The sequence below is a fragment of the Parendozoicomonas sp. 2304DJ65-17 genome (assembly GCF_058148445.1).
In genome coordinates this window covers 276,290-297,923 of record NZ_JBYVJV010000002.1, presented here as the reverse complement: position 1 = coordinate 297,923, position 21,634 = coordinate 276,290, and the positions used below count along the sequence as shown (strand labels likewise).

At 48.0% G+C, this 21,634-nt stretch carries 22 protein-coding genes; 6 read left to right on the top strand and 16 right to left on the bottom strand.

All coding sequences use genetic code 11. The annotated features are described in order from the left end of the window. Nucleotides 1-45: 45 nt before the first annotated feature. Genes ACY2RR_RS06370 through ACY2RR_RS06360 form a run of 3 tightly spaced genes read left to right on the top strand, consistent with a single transcriptional unit; the run spans nucleotide 46 to nucleotide 2,945 of the window. A complete protein-coding gene (locus ACY2RR_RS06370; RefSeq protein WP_281648229.1) occupies nucleotides 46-303 on the top strand; it encodes an exodeoxyribonuclease VII small subunit in 258 nt (85 codons plus the stop codon). Beyond that, complete coding sequence (locus ACY2RR_RS06365) at nucleotides 303-1,196, top strand: polyprenyl synthetase family protein (protein ID WP_490107303.1); 894 nt, start codon at nucleotides 303-305, stop codon at nucleotides 1,194-1,196. Before ACY2RR_RS06370 ends, ACY2RR_RS06365 begins: the two co-directional genes overlap by 1 nt. A gap of 6 nt (nucleotides 1,197-1,202) precedes the next feature. Beyond that, entirely contained in the window at nucleotides 1,203-2,945 is a 1,743-nt protein-coding gene (locus tag ACY2RR_RS06360; RefSeq protein WP_490107302.1) for a 1-deoxy-D-xylulose-5-phosphate synthase, read from the top strand. 64 nt (nucleotides 2,946-3,009) lie between these two features. Here ACY2RR_RS06360 and ribA read toward each other — a convergent pair whose 3' ends face one another. The 5 genes from ribA to ACY2RR_RS06335 all read right to left on the bottom strand — a co-directional run bounded on the left by ribA (nucleotide 3,010) and on the right by ACY2RR_RS06335 (nucleotide 8,749). After that, nucleotides 3,010-3,603 (bottom strand): GTP cyclohydrolase II, encoded by a 594-nt coding sequence (gene ribA / locus ACY2RR_RS06355; protein WP_490107301.1) that lies wholly within the window; start codon nucleotides 3,601-3,603, stop codon nucleotides 3,010-3,012. A gap of 457 nt (nucleotides 3,604-4,060) precedes the next feature. Then, nucleotides 4,061-6,511 (bottom strand): TcfC E-set like domain-containing protein, encoded by a 2,451-nt coding sequence (locus ACY2RR_RS06350; RefSeq protein WP_490107300.1) that lies wholly within the window; start codon nucleotides 6,509-6,511, stop codon nucleotides 4,061-4,063. Continuing rightward, a complete protein-coding gene (locus ACY2RR_RS06345; protein ID WP_490107299.1) occupies nucleotides 6,508-7,482 on the bottom strand; it encodes a hypothetical protein in 975 nt (324 codons plus the stop codon). The genes ACY2RR_RS06350 and ACY2RR_RS06345 overlap by 4 nt, the downstream gene beginning before the upstream one ends. Before the next feature lie 102 nt (nucleotides 7,483-7,584). Next, nucleotides 7,585-8,151, bottom strand: a complete 567-nt coding sequence (locus tag ACY2RR_RS06340; protein WP_490107298.1) for a hypothetical protein — start codon at nucleotides 8,149-8,151, stop codon at nucleotides 7,585-7,587. Nucleotides 8,152-8,203: 52 nt separating this feature from the next. Further along, on the bottom strand, nucleotides 8,204-8,749 hold the full coding sequence (locus tag ACY2RR_RS06335; protein ID WP_490107297.1) for a hypothetical protein: 546 nt from the start codon (nucleotides 8,747-8,749) through the stop codon (nucleotides 8,204-8,206). A 302-nt stretch (nucleotides 8,750-9,051) separates the two neighbouring features. Between ACY2RR_RS06335 and ACY2RR_RS06330 the strand changes: the two genes are divergently transcribed. Next, the gene (locus tag ACY2RR_RS06330) at nucleotides 9,052-9,426 is read left to right on the top strand and encodes a hypothetical protein (RefSeq protein WP_490107296.1); all 375 of its coding nucleotides are present in this window, start codon (nucleotides 9,052-9,054) and stop codon (nucleotides 9,424-9,426) included. 176 nt (nucleotides 9,427-9,602) lie between these two features. After that, nucleotides 9,603-10,292, top strand: a complete 690-nt coding sequence (locus ACY2RR_RS06325) for a fimbrial biogenesis chaperone (protein ID WP_490107295.1) — start codon at nucleotides 9,603-9,605, stop codon at nucleotides 10,290-10,292. 34 nt (nucleotides 10,293-10,326) lie between these two features. Here ACY2RR_RS06325 and ACY2RR_RS06320 read toward each other — a convergent pair whose 3' ends face one another. The 10 genes from ACY2RR_RS06320 to glyA all read right to left on the bottom strand — a co-directional run bounded on the left by ACY2RR_RS06320 (nucleotide 10,327) and on the right by glyA (nucleotide 18,632). After that, nucleotides 10,327-10,959, bottom strand: a complete 633-nt coding sequence (locus tag ACY2RR_RS06320; protein ID WP_490107294.1) for a retropepsin-like aspartic protease family protein — start codon at nucleotides 10,957-10,959, stop codon at nucleotides 10,327-10,329. A gap of 44 nt (nucleotides 10,960-11,003) precedes the next feature. Next, nucleotides 11,004-11,480 (bottom strand): phosphatidylglycerophosphatase A family protein, encoded by a 477-nt coding sequence (locus ACY2RR_RS06315; RefSeq protein ID WP_490107293.1) that lies wholly within the window; start codon nucleotides 11,478-11,480, stop codon nucleotides 11,004-11,006. Between the two features lie 56 nt (nucleotides 11,481-11,536). Further along, nucleotides 11,537-12,475, bottom strand: a complete 939-nt coding sequence (thiL, locus tag ACY2RR_RS06310; RefSeq protein WP_490107292.1) for a thiamine-phosphate kinase — start codon at nucleotides 12,473-12,475, stop codon at nucleotides 11,537-11,539. 30 nt (nucleotides 12,476-12,505) lie between these two features. Next, the gene (nusB, locus tag ACY2RR_RS06305; RefSeq protein WP_490107291.1) at nucleotides 12,506-13,012 is read right to left on the bottom strand and encodes a transcription antitermination factor NusB; all 507 of its coding nucleotides are present in this window, start codon (nucleotides 13,010-13,012) and stop codon (nucleotides 12,506-12,508) included. Nucleotide 13,013: 1 nt separating this feature from the next. Further along, the gene (gene ribH / locus ACY2RR_RS06300) at nucleotides 13,014-13,490 is read right to left on the bottom strand and encodes a 6,7-dimethyl-8-ribityllumazine synthase (RefSeq protein WP_281648778.1); all 477 of its coding nucleotides are present in this window, start codon (nucleotides 13,488-13,490) and stop codon (nucleotides 13,014-13,016) included. Between the two features lie 167 nt (nucleotides 13,491-13,657). Then, on the bottom strand, nucleotides 13,658-14,767 hold the full coding sequence (ribBA, locus tag ACY2RR_RS06295) for a bifunctional 3,4-dihydroxy-2-butanone-4-phosphate synthase/GTP cyclohydrolase II (RefSeq protein ID WP_490107290.1): 1,110 nt from the start codon (nucleotides 14,765-14,767) through the stop codon (nucleotides 13,658-13,660). A gap of 56 nt (nucleotides 14,768-14,823) precedes the next feature. Further along, entirely contained in the window at nucleotides 14,824-15,501 is a 678-nt protein-coding gene (locus tag ACY2RR_RS06290) for a riboflavin synthase (RefSeq protein ID WP_490107289.1), read from the bottom strand. 18 nt (nucleotides 15,502-15,519) lie between these two features. Further along, nucleotides 15,520-16,668, bottom strand: a complete 1,149-nt coding sequence (gene ribD, locus ACY2RR_RS06285; RefSeq protein ID WP_490107288.1) for a bifunctional diaminohydroxyphosphoribosylaminopyrimidine deaminase/5-amino-6-(5-phosphoribosylamino)uracil reductase RibD — start codon at nucleotides 16,666-16,668, stop codon at nucleotides 15,520-15,522. A 3-nt stretch (nucleotides 16,669-16,671) separates the two neighbouring features. Then, nucleotides 16,672-17,151 carry a transcriptional regulator NrdR gene (gene nrdR / locus ACY2RR_RS06280; RefSeq protein ID WP_490107287.1) on the bottom strand — a complete coding sequence of 160 codons (480 nt, stop codon included), beginning with the start codon at nucleotides 17,149-17,151 and terminating at the stop codon, nucleotides 16,672-16,674. A 215-nt stretch (nucleotides 17,152-17,366) separates the two neighbouring features. Further along, nucleotides 17,367-18,632, bottom strand: coding sequence for a serine hydroxymethyltransferase (gene glyA, locus ACY2RR_RS06275; RefSeq protein WP_490107286.1), 1,266 nt, complete (start codon nucleotides 18,630-18,632; stop codon nucleotides 17,367-17,369). Nucleotides 18,633-19,046: 414 nt separating this feature from the next. On the opposite strand from glyA, the gene ettA reads away from it, so the two are divergent. Next, nucleotides 19,047-20,714 carry an energy-dependent translational throttle protein EttA gene (gene ettA / locus ACY2RR_RS06270; protein WP_490107285.1) on the top strand — a complete coding sequence of 556 codons (1,668 nt, stop codon included), beginning with the start codon at nucleotides 19,047-19,049 and terminating at the stop codon, nucleotides 20,712-20,714. A 47-nt stretch (nucleotides 20,715-20,761) separates the two neighbouring features. Here the strand turns inward: ettA and ACY2RR_RS06265 are convergent, their stop codons facing one another. After that, the gene (locus tag ACY2RR_RS06265; RefSeq protein ID WP_490107284.1) at nucleotides 20,762-21,385 is read right to left on the bottom strand and encodes a hypothetical protein; all 624 of its coding nucleotides are present in this window, start codon (nucleotides 21,383-21,385) and stop codon (nucleotides 20,762-20,764) included. Nucleotides 21,386-21,634: the final 249 nt, after the last annotated feature.

Here is a 21,634-nt window from a genome sequence, read left to right as displayed (position 1 = left end):
CTCCAGTCTAATTGATATCCTCCACTACCCACACGAAGGCCCGGTATGGCAAGCAAAAAGCCTGACACTGAAAAAGAAGGTTTCGCCTTCGAAACATCCCTCAGTGAACTGGAAAAAACAGTTCGTGAGCTGGAATCCGGTGATTTGCCACTGGAGCAGGCTCTGGCGGCTTTTGAGAAGGGAGTTGGCCTGACCAGGGATTGCCAGAAAGCCCTGGAAGAAGCCGAGCAGAAGGTTCGCATCCTTCTCGAAAAAGACGGAAAACTAGAAACTCAGCCTTTTGACCAGACCGACGCCAATTAATGAATTTTTCCGAGTATCTGTCCTGCTGTCAGACGTGGACAAATGATGCCTTACGGGCAGTTCTGAATAATGCACAAATAAAGAACGACCTGATTCGTGAGGCCATGATTTACTCAACCATGGCCGGAGGAAAAAGAGTTCGCCCCATGCTGGTCAGGGCAGCCTGTGAAGCTTTGGGTGGGGATATAAGCAATGCTCTTCCCGCAGCCTGCGCTATTGAGCTGATACATACCTACTCCCTGATCCATGACGACCTGCCGGCCATGGATGATGATGATCTTCGCCGCGGCCGCCCCACTTGCCATAAAGCATTTGATGAAGCGACTGCTATTCTTGCCGGCGATGCCCTGCTGACTCTGGCTTTTGAGGTTATTGCCAACAATTCTGATCTTTCTGCTGAGATTCGCCTTCAGCAGAGCCTAGCTCTGGCAAAAGCTGCCGGCTGCCATGGCATGATTGAAGGTCAGGCGCAGGATATGCAGGCTACCGGAAAGGTTCTCTCTCTAGAAGAACTGAAACAGCTTCATGCCTGCAAAACCGGAGCACTGATTCGAGTAGCTTGCACACTGGGCGCTTTAGCAGCTGATGCTGACAGCCAGCAGGTCCAAGCTCTGGAAAGTTATGCTGATGCCATTGGTCTGGCGTTTCAGGTTCAGGATGACATTCTTGATGTCACTGCCAGCACTGAGGTTCTGGGAAAAACCCAGGGTGCGGATATTGCCCAAGGCAAGAATACTTATGTATCCCTATTAGGCCTTGAAGGGGCCCGGACCAAGGCTAAAGCACTGAAGGAAACAGCCCTGGATGAGCTGAAATCCCTGAACCTGGATAACCCCGATGCCACCAGATACCTGCAGGATCTGGCGAAATACATTGTTGAGAGGGATCACTGAGCGAATATGGCTCTGCTGGATAAAATCTCCTTACCTGAAGATCTGCGAAAACTAGCCCCGGAACAGCTTCCCGACCTAGCCGGAGAATTGCGGGAGTTTCTCATTTCCTCTGTTTACCAGACCGGCGGCCACCTTGGTGCTGGTCTTGGGGTTGTTGAACTTACCATCGCTCTCCACTACGTTTTCAACACTCCTGAAGACCGGCTGATATGGGATGTGGGCCATCAATGTTATCCCCACAAGATTCTTACCGGCCGCAAAGATGATATGCCATCGCTGCGACAAAAGGATGGCCTTTGCGGCTTCCCAGCGCGAGAAGAAAGCCCTTATGATGCTTTTGGCACGGGTCATTCCAGTACATCTATAAGTGCGGCTCTGGGAATGGCGATGGCAGCAAAAGCCAAAGGAGATCATCGACAGGCCATAGCGGTGATTGGTGATGGAGCCATGACTGCCGGGCAAGCCTTCGAAGCCCTTAATCATGCAGCCTGTGTAAAAGCGAACCTGCTGGTCATCCTCAATGATAATGACATGTCTATCTCACCCAGCGTTGGCATGCTGGCCCGATACCTGAGAGGCATTCAGGCAACCTCTTATAGTGAAGCTTCAACGCAAGATCCTGTTGTGCATTTTGAAGATCACAGCATGACTATGGCTGGTCCTATTTCCGGCCACAACCTACCTCAGTTGATAGAAACCCTGCAAAGGTTAAAAGATCAGCCTGGCCCAAGGCTGCTTCATATTGTGACCCGCAAAGGTAAAGGCTTGCCTGAAGCTGAAGCTGACCCAGTGAAATACCATGCTGTTGCCAAAGTTGCAGCGGAAAACGAACCTAAAAAGGAAAAGAGACCGAGTTGGTCCAATCGTTTCGGCCATTGGTTGTGTGCCACAGCTGCCAGAGATAAACGACTGTTTGGGATCACCCCGGCTATGCGCGAAGGTTCCGATCTTGTGCAGTTTTCCGAGCTATACCCAGAACGTTATTGCGATGTCGCCATTGCCGAACAACATGCTGTCACTCTTGCCGGTGGCATGGCTTGTGAAGGCATGAAACCTGTTGTCGCAATCTATTCCACGTTCTTACAACGGGGCTATGACCAGCTGATCCATGATGTTGCTTTGCAAAAGCTGGATGTTCTTTTTGCCATAGATCGCGCGGGTTTAGTTGGTGAGGATGGACCAACCCATCATGGACTATTCGATATTCCTGCTCTGCGTGCAATTCCCAATATGGTGTTAATGGCACCTTCCGATGAACTGGAACTTCAGCAGATGCTGACTTTTGGTTATGAATATCAGGGGCCAGCAGCTGTTCGTTACCCACGAGGAACGGCACAGGAAGTTTTACTTTCCGGCCATGATTTTGCTTTGGAACTCGGTAAAGGAAGGCTGCTTCACAAGGGTAGGAAAGTTGCGATTCTTAGCTTCGGCACCCTGACAAGTCTGGCTCTTAAAGTCGCTGAAAACACTGACGCCACAGTTGCCGATATGCGCTTTATCAAACCTCTGGATAAAGAGTTAGTACAACAACTGGCAGACAGCCATGAGTTATTAATCACTCTGGAAGAAGGGGCGATAAAAGGCGGCGTTGGGGAAGAAGTCGCAGCTTTGTTACAGAATTACAAAATCCAAGTGATGAATTTGGGCATCCCAGATGCATTTATTGCTCACGGGCACAGAGATAATCAGCTGGATCAGTGTGGTATTACAGAAGAGAAGTTAACAGATTTAATCCATTCCTGCGGATAGTCGAGAGTTCGCTATCCGCATTCTGGCGAGGCTAAGGCTAACACGCAGCCTTGGTCTTCTCAGTTCAGGCGTTATTGTACAGATGCCCCAACTTGCCAACCTTGGTGGCAATGTAACGTTCGTTATGGGGGTTCTGGCCTGTCTGCAGAGGAACACGCTCTACAATATCGATATCCAGATTCTTCAGCGCATCAACCTTACGAGGGTTGTTGGTCATCAGGCGCATCTTGGTAATATTCAGATGGCGCAGCATAACTTCGCACATATCGTACTTGCGCATATCGGGAGCAAAGCCAAGCTTTTCATTGGCTTCTACGGTATCAGCCCCCTGATCCTGCAGTTCGTAAGCACGAACTTTGTTCAAAAGGCCAATTCCCCGACCTTCCTGACGCAGATAAAGAATCACTCCTCGACCTTCCCGGGCAATAGCAGCCATTGCGGCTTCCAGCTGGGCACCACAATCACAGCGCATACTGAACAGAGCGTCACCGGTCAGACACTCAGAATGAATTCGGCCTAAAACTGGCTCGCCGTTCTCAACATCACCCATAGTCAGTGCCAGGTGCTCCTTGCCGGTAGCTTCATCCTGGAATCCATGCATGGTGAAAGTGCCATGGGGGGTGGGCAGTTTAGATGCTGCCACGAAGACGGTTGACACTCGACACTCCTCAACAACTGGTCGCGGGCAGGCATTGTATCAGTGGTAGAACAATCAGGCGAGCCTGAACGGGCTAAGAAGCTTAGCAAGCTGTGCACAAAAGACTCTGTTACATAAATGAAAGGCTTCATTGCTAACCTGTTGATTTGTATCAACTCTCCACCACCTTAGGGGTTCAAGACGAAAAAAGGGTGAACCAGTTCTCATCTTTACAAACCCTGCATTGTTACCATGATTTTGAACTCAGGGTGTGAAGATACTCATCTTCATGCTCCAAATTCCGGTCACTGGCCTGCCTGTGAATCATGTGCGATACGCACCCTGAGTATTTTTCCTTCCCAGACTCTCCTTTCCAAATTGAGTTTCCCTGACTCAGGATTTTCTTGTTCTTATTATTTGCGGCGATAAAAAAGGGCACAAGAGCGTTAACCCCTACACCCTGAATTAGAGAAATCTTTTATTGCGGTGTATGACACTCCAGAATACCTACAAGACCGACACCGGCTCGTTTCTGGTATGTCTCCGGAATATCAACCTGGCAGGTTTCACCCTCCTCAAACTCTACATTAAAAGATGTGAGGTTTGCGGAGATACGAACCTGGAAGATGCCGTTATCATCAGTGACTGCACTGCTCTTACCAGCTTTTATATACACAGACTTCAGATCATCACCTTCGCTGTTGACCAGCTTGCCAAGCAGCACCAGCTCATCTTCTGACTTGAAACTCAATGTTTCCACATTGCCGGGGTAGAGAGTGACGCTCTTTTCTACCTGATCATAGTTGTAGAAGTTATCCCCTCTTGGACGGATCGAAACGTTATAAGTCTCGTACGGAGAAAGTGGAATAACCGTTGTGCTGTTGCCAGACGCAATCCCCGATTTGGCGCCATTCACCAGCACAGAGAATTTGGCATCTTCACTACCAGCTATATCAATCAGAACAGCACTGTCTGCAGTTCTGCCTCCACCAATACCGGAATGATCCGTATTCATGGCAAATGAAGTGTCGAACTGAGCGGTATAACTGGTATAGCTATCACCAACATCGGGAGCGTTATAGTCTGCGGAAATATCAGCACGCAAACGTGAGGATTCGAAAATCAGATCGCCACCTGTGACATTCCTGTCGATCAGGCTCTCATGCTTCAGGCCAAACTCACCCTTACCCCCCATAATGTCGTCATCGAACCAGCGGGAATCCGCGGTGTACTGGTTTTCATTTTGGGTTTTGCCAGCACTATTGGTTTCACGGCGGGCTTCCCCTTTCACCCGATAGTTCCAGGTGCTGGTCGTTATTCTGATCGTTAACCCAACCGTGATGATCTTGTCATCTTCACCTTTGGAATAATCAAGGTTCAAGTCCAGATCGTGGTCACTGAAACGGAGCAGCGTTTTAAACCAGCTAAGGGATTTTATAGTCTGCTTGGCACTACCATCATTTTCCGTGGAGTTATAGTTACCCGACAGGCTTCCATCCAAAAACTGGGTTGATACGGAAAGACTGTTTGACTCAAACCCCTGCCCGATCAGTTCAAATTCATCGCTTGGTTTAGCCTGGTAATCATCATTCCAAAGACGACGGTAGTAGTAACTCAGATACAGCGGCCCAAAAGTCACGCTTGTATCCAGTGCACTACCTTTTACGCTGTTATTCCCAGCCATTCCTGTTGCAGTGACATTCCACTCATTACCCTGATGGAAGATTTCAGCCTCTGCAGTTTGTTCATCTTCAGCAACTGTGCTCTTGAGATATAAGCCGGTATTTTCTCCGACCCTGAAACCTAAGCCTCCCCGAGTTAACCAGGCACTCTGAGTTTCAGGCATTGTTGAGCCGGAGCTTCTGTTAGTAACTTCACCACCCTCAATAAACCACAACATTTCATCAGATGGTGGCAGCTGTAAAGATTTCACATAGAAACGGGTAAACTCACGCTCAAGAGAAGAGCCATCATAAATGCGGATCGTGACGTTATAGGCACCATCAGGAAAAGAACGGGTATCAATTTCCTGGCTTCCTGCATCAACAGTCGTTGCATAAATCAGTCGGCCATCTCTGATAACTTCAACCCTGCGGGGACCACTGGTAAAAATCCTCAGCGGACTGGCATTCACTTCAGCCGAATCAAGGCGTGAATTCATTGACGTACCAGCTTTCAAGCCCAACAGCTTTTGGCTGCTGGAAAACTCAGAGTTCATAACACCTGCGGTATCCAGATAACCACCACCGTACTGAAGACCTTTAGCATCTCTTTCAAAATAAAGAGTATCGACAGAAAAATCCTGCTCACGGGTCAAATCCCAGCTGGATATCAGGTGGTTTTCTTTCCAGCCAACAAGCGTATCTCCAAACAACGAGTAGTTATCCTGGCTATTATCAAGCCCGGTTACACCACTGGTAGTAAATGAAAACCCTTGGACCAGGCCAAACGGAGTGTTTGAATCAGGAAGATATTTGCTCTGAAAAACCTTTTTGGTTTCCAGATGGGATTCTGCAATAAATATATCGGCCCGGAACCGGCCCGCATCGAAAATCACCCCAGCCACTTCCGGGGAGATTGATCCACAATCTTTATCTGCAGCATTTAAGCACACCTGCCCGGGGTTAGAGAAAACTTCCCCAGTTAAAGCCGCCTGTATGGCTTCTGGTCGGGTAATGGTTTTGATTCTTCTTATAAGGCTGACAGGGTCGGCAATAGTTATTGTGTCCGGCGTATAACGAACGGAGCCAGAACCAATATAACGGCCTCCATAATAAAAGTCGGCAAACGTAACCTGAGGTTCTGCAAGATCCAGAAACTCTGCAGGTACACTGTTAACTTCAAGCGGAGCACTGGACTCTTCTGCAGCAACACTTCCGGCCAGAGCTATAACGTAGTAAACAAGAATAAACGTCCATGTCCGTTTCATAGCGCTCTTACCCTTACAACAAGGTTACCGGTATAGCGCCCAGGAATAACACTCATCACGTCATCAAATTGAGCGTAGGCCTGAACCTTCAGATTGCTTTTACCACTGCATTTTGTGAATCGGGTTGAACGAATGACCTTGCCGCCATCAACCCACTCATAGGGGGAAGCATCTTTTTCGCTCCAACTTCCTCGTCCTCTACCCTTGAGAAATACTTTTGTGTAATAGGGAACCGTAGCCCCGCCTTTCCCACGAAGAATAAATGCGCCATTTTTCCGCTCGCCTTCCAGGCGGACATCAAATTCCGGGAAAACAAAACGGAACGGACTATAAACACAGAAACGTCCCTTATCAGAGAAACCATTTTTCTGGTTAAGAGTCAGCTTATCTCTGTAGCCATGGATCCTTAGAGGAGAAGCGTGTTTAACGTAAGAAACCTGAACGCGCTCACGAGCTACTTTTCCACTTTCTGATTTTATTTCTACAAGAATGCTTGCCTGATAAGTGACACCAGGAATAGCTGTTTCATCATCAAGTACAGTGAAGCCGAGAGGCTTACACAATTTCTTCAATTCAGAGTTGCCACTGGTATTAGGGCACAATGAATAATCATCAGTTATTGAACGGAATTCACCCGGAATAACTCTGTTATCTAATGAGCGACTATAAAGCCCACCTGCTGTCTGTTTTTCAAAAGGCAGTGTTAGAGAAATTTGCACATAGCCTTTTCCTCTTTCTCCAGCCTGTGCTGACAATAAATAAACAGAATCTTTATCTCTTGCGGAAGATGCTTTTACATTTGAATAAGAAATAGATAATGAATGCTTTTCTTTTGGTAGGGATTCAATACTTAAAGAAAGTTGATTCTTTATGTTTTTATCTGTGAGTTTTACAACAGTTTGATCAATATCCAGCGTGTAGGAAAAAGCTAAAGCAGGCATCAATAACATACCTAAAGCAAACTTATACATTATTCTTATACACACTGCCTACAGCCTCACATAAATGAGCGGGTAAGTTTTTACATAGCCAGAGCAGACCATGCGAACAGTGGTTCGCATGGTCGATTTTTTTTAGATTGCAGAAACAGTAACGGTAAGTGTTGTTTTATAAGCACCGTCAAGAGCTTGCTGGATCTTGTCGTTATCAACAACCATCATAAAGCCAGCGTTGTCTGTAGTGCTATTCAGCCCCTGATAGCTGACCATGTTGTCTGCTTTCATGGTTTCACCATGCTTCACATAAACGCGATCGTCATTACCAAGGTTTGGCATGAAATCAATAGTCATAGGAAGAGTTGCATCTTTTGATTCATGCTTCAGGTTGAACTCTCGGCCACTTCCACCAGCTGTTCCAGTTACCATAAGGTTGTAAGGACGGCCTGTGGCCAAAGGTCCATTCCGGCCAATAGTAAAATCAAACTCCGCATAAGTGTCATTGCCATTAACCGTTGTCAGTTCAACTTCTGTTGGCAAACCTGACAAGGTAATAAGGTTTGGAACATCCAATTGGATTTGAAGATTATCAACACTGGCAGAATTACCCAAACTGCTGTCATAGTTGCCTGGTAAGTTTGACTCGGCAAATACGCCAGAGGTTGCAACTGCCATAGCTACTGCAGCGAATGCTAACTTTTTCATCTCATGCTCCTTCAACGAGGCTGGCCTGCCTGTTAACTAATGCCCTAAATGCTTATCGGGCTGTTACGACTAATGTCATCGTTGCTTCATAAGTTCCTGATCTGGCATTACTCACAACACTTTCAGGAACTAAAAAAGTAAGACTTATATTTCTTATATCTGGCTGATCATCTGAAAAACCCAGTTCGGTTTGTAGATTTTCTGACCAGCTTCGATAAGCAAGTCTGCCCTGCTCATCATCAGTGCTGTAATCAATCTTGATACCCAGCACCTTTTCACCATCCCTCAGATAGAAGTCATCTCCGCTACCACCGGCAGAACTCTCTATCTGAAGCTGATAGGGAAGCTTTGTTCGGGTGTTATAATTAGCACCACTTCTTTTTACCTTAAAATCAATTGTGCTCACCCAGTCAGCTAACTCTGTTCCGGTAATGGTTATCTGTTCATCAATGTCTTCTATTCTTATTAAATCAAGAACATTAACTAGAACATCAACTTCCTCAGTAGCTGTGGAAGATGGAGTTTCTGCATTAACTGTGTTGCATAACAAAGCAACAATTTTTGATAGGGTTAAAAAATATTTTTTGGTGCGAATCACTATCATTCTCCCCATGAACACTAGAGATCCAACAGCTACAACTTATGAACACATTTCATTTATTTTTGCCAACTGCGTCATAAATCCGATTTATTTTTCTGAAAACAAAACCTTTGTCGTTTATCTTGGAAACCAAGAGTTAATCAACTCACATAACCAGTTTATTATTATCATCTGCTAACTAAACAACATGATGAGTAGGGTGCTCTTCACCTATTAAGAAAATATTGATTCAAATCAATTGCTCGCTATTTTCAATAGGCAATTAAGTTGAAATAAAACGTTACAGGACGCTATGAATCATGAATCCCTTCATTAAAAAAATTAGTGTGTGTGTAGTTTCTGTTCTGTTTTCTCAACTATCCTTTGCAGCATCAACAGATTCAGCTCGTGTTCAGGTTAAGCTGGTTATCCCACCAAAACTGACTGCCCAAATAGATCAAGTATCAGTAAAAGATGATTTTATTGATTACTCCGTATGCGTTTCTGGGCGCGGAGTTGCTGGCTATCGCTTATCCAACAACCAGACAAATGCAGATGCCGGCCTTGTCGCGAATAACTACACAAACACCTATGCCACATCACCTACGTCCCAAAGCAGCTGCAACGGGGCGCGCATAGTAACTTCTCGTAACAAATTCAACAACTCAGCAAATTTACTTATTGCTGCAGAGTAAACGCATCATCAATAGCTACATAAAGTCGTTACCTAGGCACTTTCACTAAAAATAAATTAACTTCCTGTTTTTGGACGACCGACAGTTATAAACTTTTGTCGGTCGTGGTCAATTAATAACAAAAGTTAATTGTTCATGAGCCATCTGGTTATTCCATTCCCGGAAGGTATCATGCAATGAATTCATATCTTGCCAAATTTTTTACTCTTTTAATCTTTCTTGCATCTCAAAGTGCTTTAGCGCAGTTGGCTGTTGATCGCATCATTATTGATTTCACACCTCAATCATCCAATACCAACGATGTTCAGCTTGTTAACACCAGCGAAGTAGAAACCCTCTATGTGAAAGTTGAAGTTCTTGAGGTTGCAGCGCCAGGATTGCCCGAAGAAAAAAGAGTTGTTACTGACGACCCGTTTAAGATTGGCCTGATAGCATCCCCAACAAAACTTATTATTCCGCCAAGAAGTAAAAAGCTGGTTAGATTGGTTAGCCTGCTTCCTACCGAAAAGCAGGAGCGCATCTATCGCGTTAACTTTACTCCGGTAGCCGGAGAGCGCGACGCTGACGAAACATCTGTTCGATTGATGGTTGGTTACCAGGCTTTGGTTATTGTCAGACCAGACAAACCCAGCTTTGACCTGACAGGTTCACGAAAAGGCAATCTGCTCACTCTTACCAATAAAGGCAACACCAACGTTTATCTGGACACAGTTCGCCAGTGCAAGACCAAAAAGCTTGAAGAGTGTACTCCTCTGGTGGAAAACAGATTGTACCCTGGCAACACTTGGGAGCTGGAACTAACTGAAGAAGGGCCTGTAGCTTTTAACGCATTCAACGGTTCAGAGTCTAAAGCTTTACAGTTTTAGATTTACAGTTTGAAGTTTGGAAGCTGTTGAGAGTTCAGTAGCGCGGCACCAGATAAAGTTTATTCCCCTCTTCCCGCATGTTCACCTCGCGCAGGAAGCTCATACCCAGCAGGATAGGATGATTGCTGGGTACTACAGAAGCCTTCACATTATTCAGGGTAATGTTCTTTACCGTCACTGAGTTCAACGTAATCTGATAACCAACAACAGAACCATTAGCTGTTTGGTAGGTGGCCTGATTGCCATGTCGGTAAGAGATACCTAATTGTTTGGCTGTGGCTTCACTGATACTGACATCCGATGCACCAGTATCTACGACCATACGTGCGGCACGGCCGTTGATTTTTCCGGTCGTCCAGTAGTGCCCATCATTACTTCTTATCAGCAACGCTTCTTTCTTTTTTGGAGCCTCAACAAAACCGTTAGTATTTTCTCTGCTGAGATTCAGAGTTACCTGCTTTCCATTTACCTGAACAACTGCATTCCCGCTGCTGGTCGAAATAAGCCGGACGCCACCTTTACTCTGACCTGTTTTCAAAAAATGACGTTGTCCATCTACCAGTATCACAGCAGCATTAGGGAACAGACCTACCACGCTGACATTGGCAGCCATCACACTGCCACTCAGTACCAGTAGAAAAGAAAGAAAGGCAAAGGGTTTTATCATTCTTGGTATTCCCGTTGTTTATTGTTTTCGGGGAACAAGGCTATTTAAAAGACGCGCGCAAGTATTTGCATACAGATAAGAGCATAAACACCTGCAATCAGATCATCCAGCATTATACCGAATCCGCCTTGCACCTTTTTATCAGCCACACTGATTGGCCAGGGCTTCCAGATATCAAATATACGAAACAGCACAAAGCCAATAGCAATCCACTGCCATCCCGCCGGAGCTGCAATCATGGTCAACCAGAAACCGCAAAATTCATCCCAGACAATTCCACCATGGTCATGCACACCAAGGTCTTCGGAAGTCTTGCCGCAAATAGTTATGCCAACAACAGAAGCCACAACCAAAACCGCAAGATAGACCGGTACAGACAAGTTCATCAGCAGCAGGTAGAAAGGAATAGCTGCGAGCGTACCGAATGTGCCCGGCGCTTTAGGTGCCAGACCGCTGCCAAAGCCGAAAGCCAGCAGATGCCAGGGGTTGGAAAGTTGAGGCCGGGGTAGAGACTGGGACAAAGGAAATCCTTAATCAAATCTTTAAAGCTACTGCATGATACAGTATCTGGGAGCCGCTAGAAGTGGCGATAACTGCCGGGTACAAATTCTTTCCCATCGAGTCTGAGAACACCTTCTTCTGACGTAACAGTACCAATTCGTGAAACGGGTACCGGAACATCGTCTGGCATAACCTTGTCAGCAGGCCAGCAGAAACAGAGTTCGTAATCATCGCCACCAGAAAGCGCTTTTCTCAGAGCCTGATCACTACACACTTCCAGTAATTCTTCAGACAAAGGAATATCTGCGCTTACCAGTTCAGCACCACAACCTGAAGCCTTAAGAATATGACCAAGGTCGCCTGCTAAACCATCAGATACATCTAGAGCTGCTGTAGCACCTTGTTCTGATAACCATTCTCCTAACTCAACTCTGGGAGTTGGCTGCCAGTAACGGTCTACAAACCTTTTCTCAGCGTCTGTCTGTGCCGTTTTCTGATCAAGAATATAAGGCAAGGCAGCGCACGCTTCACCTGGTGTGCCGCTGACGTATATATGGTCGCCCGGTTTTGCACCACTGCGCATCAGTGCCTGCCCTTTAGGAACAAAACCCTGAACATGCATAGTGATCGTCAACGGGCCACAGGTGGTATCACCACCAGCAAGAGAGATTCCACACTCCTGCGCCATAACTGCAAGGCCACGGCTGAAACTGCTTAACCATTGGCTGTTAGATTCAGGGATAGAAATCGCAAGAAAGAAACTGTGAGGCGTTGCCCCCATGGCAGCAAGGTCGCTGACACTTACAGCAAGGGAACGATAACCAATCAGGAAAGGATCACCACCAGCAGGAAAATGAACATCCGCTACCAGACTATCAATACTCTGCACCAGCTGTTGTTCTGCGGGTGGAGAGATAAGGGCACAGTCATCGCCTATGCCCATATCGAGATGGCCGCCGGCCGTCGTTAATTCCGAACGGTGAAATATCGTTCGGATCAGAGCAAATTCATCCATGGTACTGCTCCTTTCAACAACATCCCGTAATTAACTGGATTTACGGCGGTTTTTGCTACGATATTCCTTCACTTCTACCGGACGCAGTTCCAGCGCCAGTTTGTCGAGAATACCGTTGATGTACTTGTGAGAATCCTGGGCACCGTACTTCTTAGCCAGTTCAATGCCTTCGTTAATCACCACACGATAAGGTACATCAGTGCGCTTCATCATTTCGTAGCACCCCAGACGCAGGGCTGCACGCTCTACTGGGTCAAGCTGATCAAAGCCGCGATCCAGCAAAGGTTTGATGGTGTTATCCAGGTCGCTGAGCTGATGGGCAATACCCGACAGCAACTCATGGAAAAAGCCCCCATCAACACGGGTCATGTCGTTACGAGCCCGGAACTGGGCTTCGATATCAACGATGGAGGCACCAGCCATCTGCCACTGATACAAAGCCTGCAGAGCCAGTTCACGCGCCTTGCGGCGAGTCTGGGTGCGGCCTTTTTTGTTATCAGTTTGCTTCTGACTGGCGGTTGTGTTCTGAGCGCTCAAATCATGACTCCAGATTTTTGAGCAGGCTCACCATTTCAAACGCGGCCAGGGCAGCTTCCTCGCCCTTATTACCCATTTTGGTACCGGCCCGTTCGATGGCCTGCTCGATCGTATCAACTGTCAGCACACCAAAGGAGACAGGAACTTCCTGATCCAGCATGACATTGGCCATACCCTTGGTGCACTCTCCTGCAACATATTCGAAGTGCGGTGTTCCACCGCGAATAACTGCGCCCAGCGCAATAACGGCATCATAACGACCGGAAGCGGCAACCTTCTTAACCACCAGTGGCAGCTCGAAAGCGCCTGGGCAGCGGACAACTGTAATCTGCTCTTCGCTCACACCGTGACGCTTGAGAGAATCCACTGCGCCTTCTACCAGGCTGTCAACCACGTAGGCGTTCCAACGTGTTACCACAATGGCATAACGCCCATCGTTAGGGGTCATCATTCCTTCAATTGTTCTGATGCCAGTCATGGCGATTCCTCATTTTTCTCAAGCAGCTTCGGCCCGAAGTAATGCACCTTGCAGCACAATAATCTTCAGGCCTCCTTTTTCTCTAAACAGCCATGAGCGGAAAATGCCCGCCCACACATAATAATGCGCGGGCGTTTTCATGGTGAAACAGTTACCTGTGAGACAGGTTATTCACAGGGAATATTTTCTGTCACTTCCAGATCAAAACCGGAAATGGCACTGAAGCGCAGCGGTGAACTCAGTAAGCGCATCTTGCCAACACCCTGATCACGCAAAATCTGGGAACCTGTACCAATGGTCATATACACACCAGCATGGGCTCCGGTACTGTGATGAGGTTTTTCCTGGCCGGAAAAGCTCTTCAGGCTCGTACCCAGATCATCGTATTGATCAGAATCCAGCAGTACGAGAACACCCTCACCTTCTTTGGCAATGCGCGCCATAGCCGCTGGCAGTGGCCAGCTTGTGCTGCCTTCTTTCCGAGCGCCCAAAAGGTCCCTGAAAGTTTCTGCCTGATGAACCCGCACAAGTGTAGGCTGATCCGCTTTTGGCTGCCCCATTGCCAGTGCCAGATGGGTACGGCCAGACATTGTGTCCTTGTACTCGGTCATTCGGAAATCCCCATAAACCGTAGACAGAACACGTTCACTCTCACGGATAACCGTCTTTTCGTTGAGAATCCGGTAATGGATCAGATCAGCGATAGTACCAATCTTCAAACCGTGCGTTTCCGCGAAACGCTCAAGATCAGGACGGCGAGCCATAGTACCGTCTTCGTTCATGATTTCAACAATCACGGCACCGGGTTCGAGTCCGGCCATGCGGGCAAGGTCTACACCAGCCTCGGTATGACCGGCTCTCTGGAGTACACCACCATCCATCGCACGCAGCGGGAAGATATGGCCAGGCTGAACAATATCTTCAGCACGGGACATAGGGCTGATAGCCACCTGAACAGTACGGGCACGGTCACCAGCAGAGATTCCGGTTGTTACACCTGTCGCCGCTTCAATAGAAACGGTGAAAGCTGTGCTCTGGGCTTCCTGATTGTTAGCCGTCATCTGGTGTAACCCAAGGTAATCACAGCGTTCGGCTGTCATGGGCATACAGATCAGTCCACGGGCGTGGGTACACATGAAGTTAATGATTTCCGGAGTAATCTTCTCCGCAGCAATAATCAGATCACCTTCATTTTCCCGGTCTTCATCATCCATCAGGATGATCATTCGCCCCTGGCGAATATCTTCAATCAGCTCTTCCGCGGTGTTCAGCTGCATGATCTTTCTCTTTATAGCGAAGTTACGATACCTGTAGCGGGTCAGTTCAGATGCAATCAGCGCTTTCTGAAAAAACCATTCTCTGCCAGAAAGCTCTCTGTTAACCGGCTTTCTGGTTGCGATTCACTCTTCTCGCTTTGCCCGGCCCCGGTAAGAAGGCGCTCAAGATAACGGGCAATAATATCGACTTCAAGGTTAACCCGGCTACCCGGGTGATAATGGGTGATTACAGTTTCCTGGGCTGTATGAGGAACAATATTCAGGTGGAATACGTTTCCTTCTATGGCGTTTACAGTCAGGCTGACACCATCCACAGTTATGGAGCCTTTCTCGGCAATATAACGAGACAGCTCCGCTGGCGTTTCAACTTTATAAATCAGAGAACGACCGGACGGGCTGATCTCAACAACCCGACCAACGCCATCCACATGACCACTCACGATATGGCCACCAAAACGGGAAGTAGGCTGCATCGCCTTTTCCAGATTCACAGGGTTTCCGGTAGACAATTCGCCCAACGCTGTACGCTTGAGAGATTCCCGGGAAACATCCGCAGTGAAACCATCTCCCGGCAATGTAACAGCCGTGAGGCAGACACCATTTGTGGCAATACTGTCACCCAGCTTTACATCGCTCAAATCCAGGTCGCCGGTCGCTACGTGCAGGCGAACATCCCCACCACGTTGCTCCAAACGCTTGATTGAGCCTACAGCTTCAATAATGCCTGTGAACACTCAAATTCCTCATCAACTTCAGTTGGTTGTGCTTTCCTGCACCAGCTTTGCAGTTATTCGCCAGTCATTACCAAAAGCACGAATATCTTTAATCTCTAACGGCTTCTTTTCTGCCATTTGGGTGAATGGCAACTGAAGCAAAGGTCTTGCATCAGAACCCATCAGAATGGGAGCCATATAAACCAGCAGCTCATCCACAACACCAGCATCAACCGCAGCACCGGCCAGTTTAGCGCCGGTTTCCAGGAGTACTTCGTTACATTCCCTGCGAGCCAGCTCTTCCATCAAGGCTTCGAGGTCAACCCGCCCGGAGTTATCTGGCGGAAGAACCATAACCTCAACACCCAGTTCGGCAAGGGCATGAGCCTTGTTTTTGTCTGGGCTTACGGAGGCAATGACTGTTTTTCCCGACAGGGTAAGAATCTTTGCACCCAGCGGAATACGCAGAGAAGAATCCACAACCACTCTCAGAGGCTGCTTTTCTGCTGCCAGCTCCGGGTTTTCAATTCGTAACTCGTGGGGGCGAACATTCAGGGAAGAGTTATCAAAAATAATGGAATCAACGCCGGTTACAACAGCGCAGGAACGGGCTCGCCACTGCTGAACGTCTGCCCGGGAATCGGGGCCGGTAATCCATTGGGATTCACCGGAAGCCATTGCAGTACGACCATCAACGCTCATGGCCAGTTTGCAACGCACAAATGGTTTGCCAGTTTTCATGCGTTTAAAAAAGCCGACATTTAAAGCTGCCGCTTCTGATTCCAGCAAACCGGATGCGGTTTCAACACCCGCGTCTTCAAGAATTTTAAATCCACCACCACAGACTCTAGGGTTAGGGTCAGTCATGGCAGCGATAACTTTGACAACACCAGCTTCTGCAAGAGTTTTGGCGCAGGGTGGTGTTCTGCCGAAATGAGCGCAGGGCTCAAGGGTTACATAAGCGGTTGCCCCCTTGGCATCCCCCTGAACAGAGCGCAGGGCATTAATCTCACCATGAGGGCCACCAGCAGGGCTGGTAAAACCTTCCCCAATAATCTTTCCATCCCGCACCAGCACACAGCCGACAGAAGGATTGGGCATGGTGGAATAGATGCCTTTCCGGGCAAGGTGTAACGCCCGGGCCATAAAGGAATGGTCCGCTGGGGTAAAAGAAGGGGAATCAGGCATAAATCACTTGTCTCTGGTCAGAGACCCGTGTGGAACTTTCTCCAGCCGCTCAATCTCTTCGCGGAACTGATCAAGATCCTGAAACTGGCGGTAAACAGAAGCGAAACGAATATAAGCCACTTCATCCAGGTCTTTCAGCGCGCTCATAACTTCTTCGCCGAGAGTCAGAGATTTCACTTCTCTTTCTCCGGTGGAGCGCAAACGCTGCTTAATCCGGTTAACAGCTTCTTCAATTTGCTCGGTGCTTACAGGGCGCTTTTCCAAAGCCCGCTGCAAACCTGCACGAAGCTTTTCTTCGTCAAAAGGCTCCCTTGAGCCATCCCGCTTAATTAAACGCGGCATTACCAGCTCAGCACCTTCATAGGTGGTAAAACGTTCGCTGCAGGTGATGCACTCTCGACGACGACGAACCTGACATCCGTCAGCAACCAGCCGGGAGTCTATAACCTTGGTATCTTCCGCGTTACAAAAGGGGCAATGCATGATAGCCGGGACAGTTCTTTCTCAGGAAAGGTGATAGTACCCCGAAAGGCACGAAAAACAAGCCTTACATCAGTAACCATGCGCCCTTTAAGGGGAATAGCACTAAAATTCAGCAGCGATACGTGAGACTGGCCAAACTCCTTTCAGCAAAAGCACCTCAAACAAAAACGCCGCAGAAAAATCTGCGGCGTTTGGGTTCAACCAATTAACAGCTATTAGCTGTATACAGGCAGACGCTGGCAGATTTCCAGAACCTTACCTTTTACTTCAGCAACAACCTGTTCATGGTTATCAGCACCGATGCTGTCCAGAACGTCGGCAATCCAGTTACCCAGATTGCGGCAATCATCTTCACCAAAGCCACGACGGGTTACTGCAGGAGAACCGATACGCAGACCACTGGTCACAAATGGGGAACGTGGATCGTTAGGTACAGAGTTCTTGTTCACGGTAATGTTGGCGCTGCCCAGAGCCGCTTCTGCATCTTTACCGGAGTACTCTTTACCAATCAAATCAACCAGGAACAGGTGATCGTCGGTACCGCCAGAAACGATGTTGATGTTGCGTTCCAGCAGGGAAGAAGCCAGAGCCTGAGCATTCACTGCTACCTGCTTCTGGTAATCCTTGTAGTCGCCTTCCAGACACTCTTTAAAGCAAACCGCCTTTGCTGCAATGATGTGGCATAGAGGGCCACCCTGACTTTCTGGGAATACAGCAAAGTTCAGACGCTTTTCCAGTTCCTCATCACCATGAGCGGACACAATCAGACCACCACGAGGACCACCAAGAGTTTTGTGTGTAGTAGTTGTACAAACGTGAGCATGAGGTACCGGGCTTGGGTAAACGCCAGCAGCAACCAAGCCAGCAATGTGCGCCATATCTACAAACAGGTATGCGCCAACCTTGTCGGCAATCGTACGGAAACGTGCCCAGTCAGCAATACGGGAATAAGCAGAGAAGCCAGCAACGATCATCTTAGGCTTGTGCTCTTCAGCCAGACGCTCAACTTCTTCGTAATCAATTTCGCCAGTTTCAGCATTCAAACCATACTGAACGGCATTGTAAATTCGGCCAGAGAAACTCACCTTGGCACCGTGAGTCAGGTGACCACCATGAGCCAGACTCATGCCAAGAATGGTGTCGCCTGGCTTACAGAGTGCCATATAGACAGCTGCGTTAGCCTGCGAACCAGAGTGAGGCTGAACGTTGGCATAGGTTGCATCAAACAGCTCTTTAGCACGATCAATAGCCAGCTGCTCTACAACGTCAACATGCTCGCAACCACCATAGTAGCGCTTGCCAGGATAACCTTCTGCATATTTGTTAGTCAGAACGCTGCCCTGAGCTTCCATCACCCGCGGACTGGTGTAGTTCTCAGAGGCGATCAACTCAATATGCTCTTCCTGACGCTTAGCCTCAGCAGACATAGCTGCATGCAGCTCAGGATCATAGTCAGAAATGGTTGAGTAATTTTTGAACATCGGTGAGTTCCCCCGTGGAATTAATCTTTTGTTATCCATCTGCTGGCGCCATTCTAATACAGCGTGCACAAATAGATAGTCCGCTAACTCATTGGTGAAGCGGCTACCTGGTCAGTAATTAAGGGACCTGATGCGAAATGTCGGCGATAGTGCTCTACAACTCCATAGCACAGAAAATCAAAACTCCACCTTGGCAAACGGCTACAAAAGAACATAGCAACCAGATCTCACTTGCGCTGTCCACAAAGCAATACATCAATTCATTTCTGTGTACTCTATTCAAATTTATACGCGCGCAGGCTAGAGGGAGATCACAATAATTCCGCAAAATAAGGCTGCAATTGATTGCCCGAATCTTATTCATTCAGTATGTTTAGCGGATTAATCTAATTCCTTTCCAAGAGACATTTCCTGATGGCTCAATACGTTTACACCATGAACCGGGTCAGCAAGACCGTGCCTCCAAAGCGCACGATCCTGAAAGACATTTCTCTGTCTTTCTTCCCCGGTGCAAAAATTGGTGTGCTTGGCCTTAATGGCGCGGGTAAATCCACACTCCTTCGCATTATGGCGGGGGTAGACCAAGAGTTTGATGGCGAAGCCCGCCCTCAGCCAGATCTGAATGTAGGTTATCTGCCTCAGGAACCTGAGCTGGATCCAAACAAAACTGTTCGTGAAGTTGTTGAAGAAGCACTGAGCGAACTAACCGAAGCACAGGCCAAATTGGATGCTGTTTACGCAGCCTACGCAGAACCTGATGCAGACTTCGACAAACTGGCCAAAGAACAGGCCAAGTGGGAAAACATCATTCAGGCAGCTGATGCTCACAACATTGAGCGTAAGCTGGATGTTGCCGCCGACGCCCTGCGCCTTCCTGAATGGGACGCCAATGTTGCCAACCTGTCTGGTGGTGAACGTCGTCGTGTAGCCCTGTGTCGTCTATTACTGTCTAACCCAGACATGCTGCTGCTGGACGAACCAACCAACCACCTGGACGCAGAGTCTGTTGGCTGGCTAGAACGTTTCCTGTGCGAATACCCCGGCACTGTTGTGGCGATCACCCACGACCGCTACTTCCTAGACAACGCCGCTAACTGGATTCTGGAACTGGACCGTGGCCACGGTATTCCATGGGAAGGTAACTACAGTAACTGGCTGGAGCAGAAAGAAGCCCGTCTGGAAACTGAACAGAAGCAGCAAGACGCTCACCGTAAGGCTATGGCACACGAACTGGAATGGGCACGTTCCAATGCCAAAGGTCGTCAATCCAAGTCCAAGGCCCGTCTGGCTCGCTTTGAAGAGATGCAATCCCAAAGCTTCCAGGAACGTAATGAGACTAACGAAATTTACATTCCACCCGGCCCACGCCTGGGTGACAAGGTTATTGAAGTTAGCGGTATTTCCAAAGGCTTCGATGGTCGTCTGTTGATTGATGACCTCAGCTTCAGCGTTCCTAAAGGCGCTATCGTTGGCATCATTGGCGGTAACGGCGCGGGTAAGTCCACTTTGTTCAAGATGATTACCGGTCAGGAACAGCCTGATTCCGGTTCTATCGAACTGGGTGACACCGTTAAGATTTCCAACGTGCAACAGCTGCGTGATGAACTGGACGACTCCAAGACTGTATGGGAAGCCATTTCCGACGGTCAGGACATCCTACGTATCAACAACTACGAAGTTCCATCCCGTAACTACATTGGTCGATTCAACTTTAAGGGCGGCGATCAACAGAAGCGTGTTGGCGAACTGTCCGGTGGTGAGCGTGGTCGTCTGCAACTGGCCGCAACCCTGAAGCACGGCGGTAACGTACTACTGTTAGACGAACCCTCCAACGACCTGGACGTGGAAACACTCCGTGCCCTGGAAGAAGCCATGCTAGCCTTCCCTGGTTGCGCGATGGTGATTTCCCACGACCGCTGGTTCCTGGATCGTGTAGCCACTCACATCCTGGCTTACGAAGGTGATTCCAAGGTGACTTTCTTTGAAGGTAATTACACCGAATACGAAGCCGATCGTAAAGAACGCCTGGGTGAAGAGGCTGCTGGCCCACACCGTGTGAAGTATAAACGCATCGACGCTTAATACATTTCTACTGAATAAGCCTCATTTTTACATTGGGGCTTATTCAACTACTCCAGCATCCCCTGCTCGATCAATGCAGCTCTCACTATATTAATATTCAGGGCATCAATCAGAGTGTCTAAGGGGGTTGAGAAACACAAAGGCTGCCCGAGATACTTTTGCACTTCTATTGGCATTCCCTGTTTAAGAATTCTGGACGCATTCGCGGAACAGTTATTGCTGAAAAACCGATAGCGCACGGCTTTGGATTTACAATCTCGATGCAGGCGTTCAAGCTCTTTATCAAACTTATTAGTGTGCCCACCAGAAATCACTGCCCCTTTAATTTTGTCGTAACCTGCCACACAGGATATCCCTGCAAAAGCCGGGTAGTTTGCATAAACCAGTATTGCGGCAACAGGTGCAGCAACAAGGCCAGCAGGAAATGGCAGTACATACGCCAAAGCTCCACAACCCACCAGAGAAGCGCAAAACTTTAGCAATGGTAATGTACCCTGTTCAAATAGCTCGCCTAAACGGGATTTCTTGCTATCGTAATGGCTAAACGAAAAGCCTATAACGTAAGGGTCACCCACCAACGTGTTTTTAACATGCGCCTCTGCGACGCATGAAGGCTCCTCATCTGGTTTGGCATAAAGTACGGCTTTTGTTCCACGATTGATGTGTAGCATTAGGTCCTCACGGTTCAAATGCCGACACGTTATTGGTTTTGGAAAGATATGCTGTAAGCACCCCCACTCCAAAAATCCCAGTACCCCCATAAAAGGAAGGTGGCGCATTAATTGAACCTTTCGGTCGCCAATTTTAACCTGTCGAAAAAGAACCTTATTCAAACAAGCTCCAAGAATTGATGAGCCCCAAAGTGCCTCCACAGAATGCCCCTTCTGTGCAGCGCAATCATTAGCAAATGTATCCAGTGG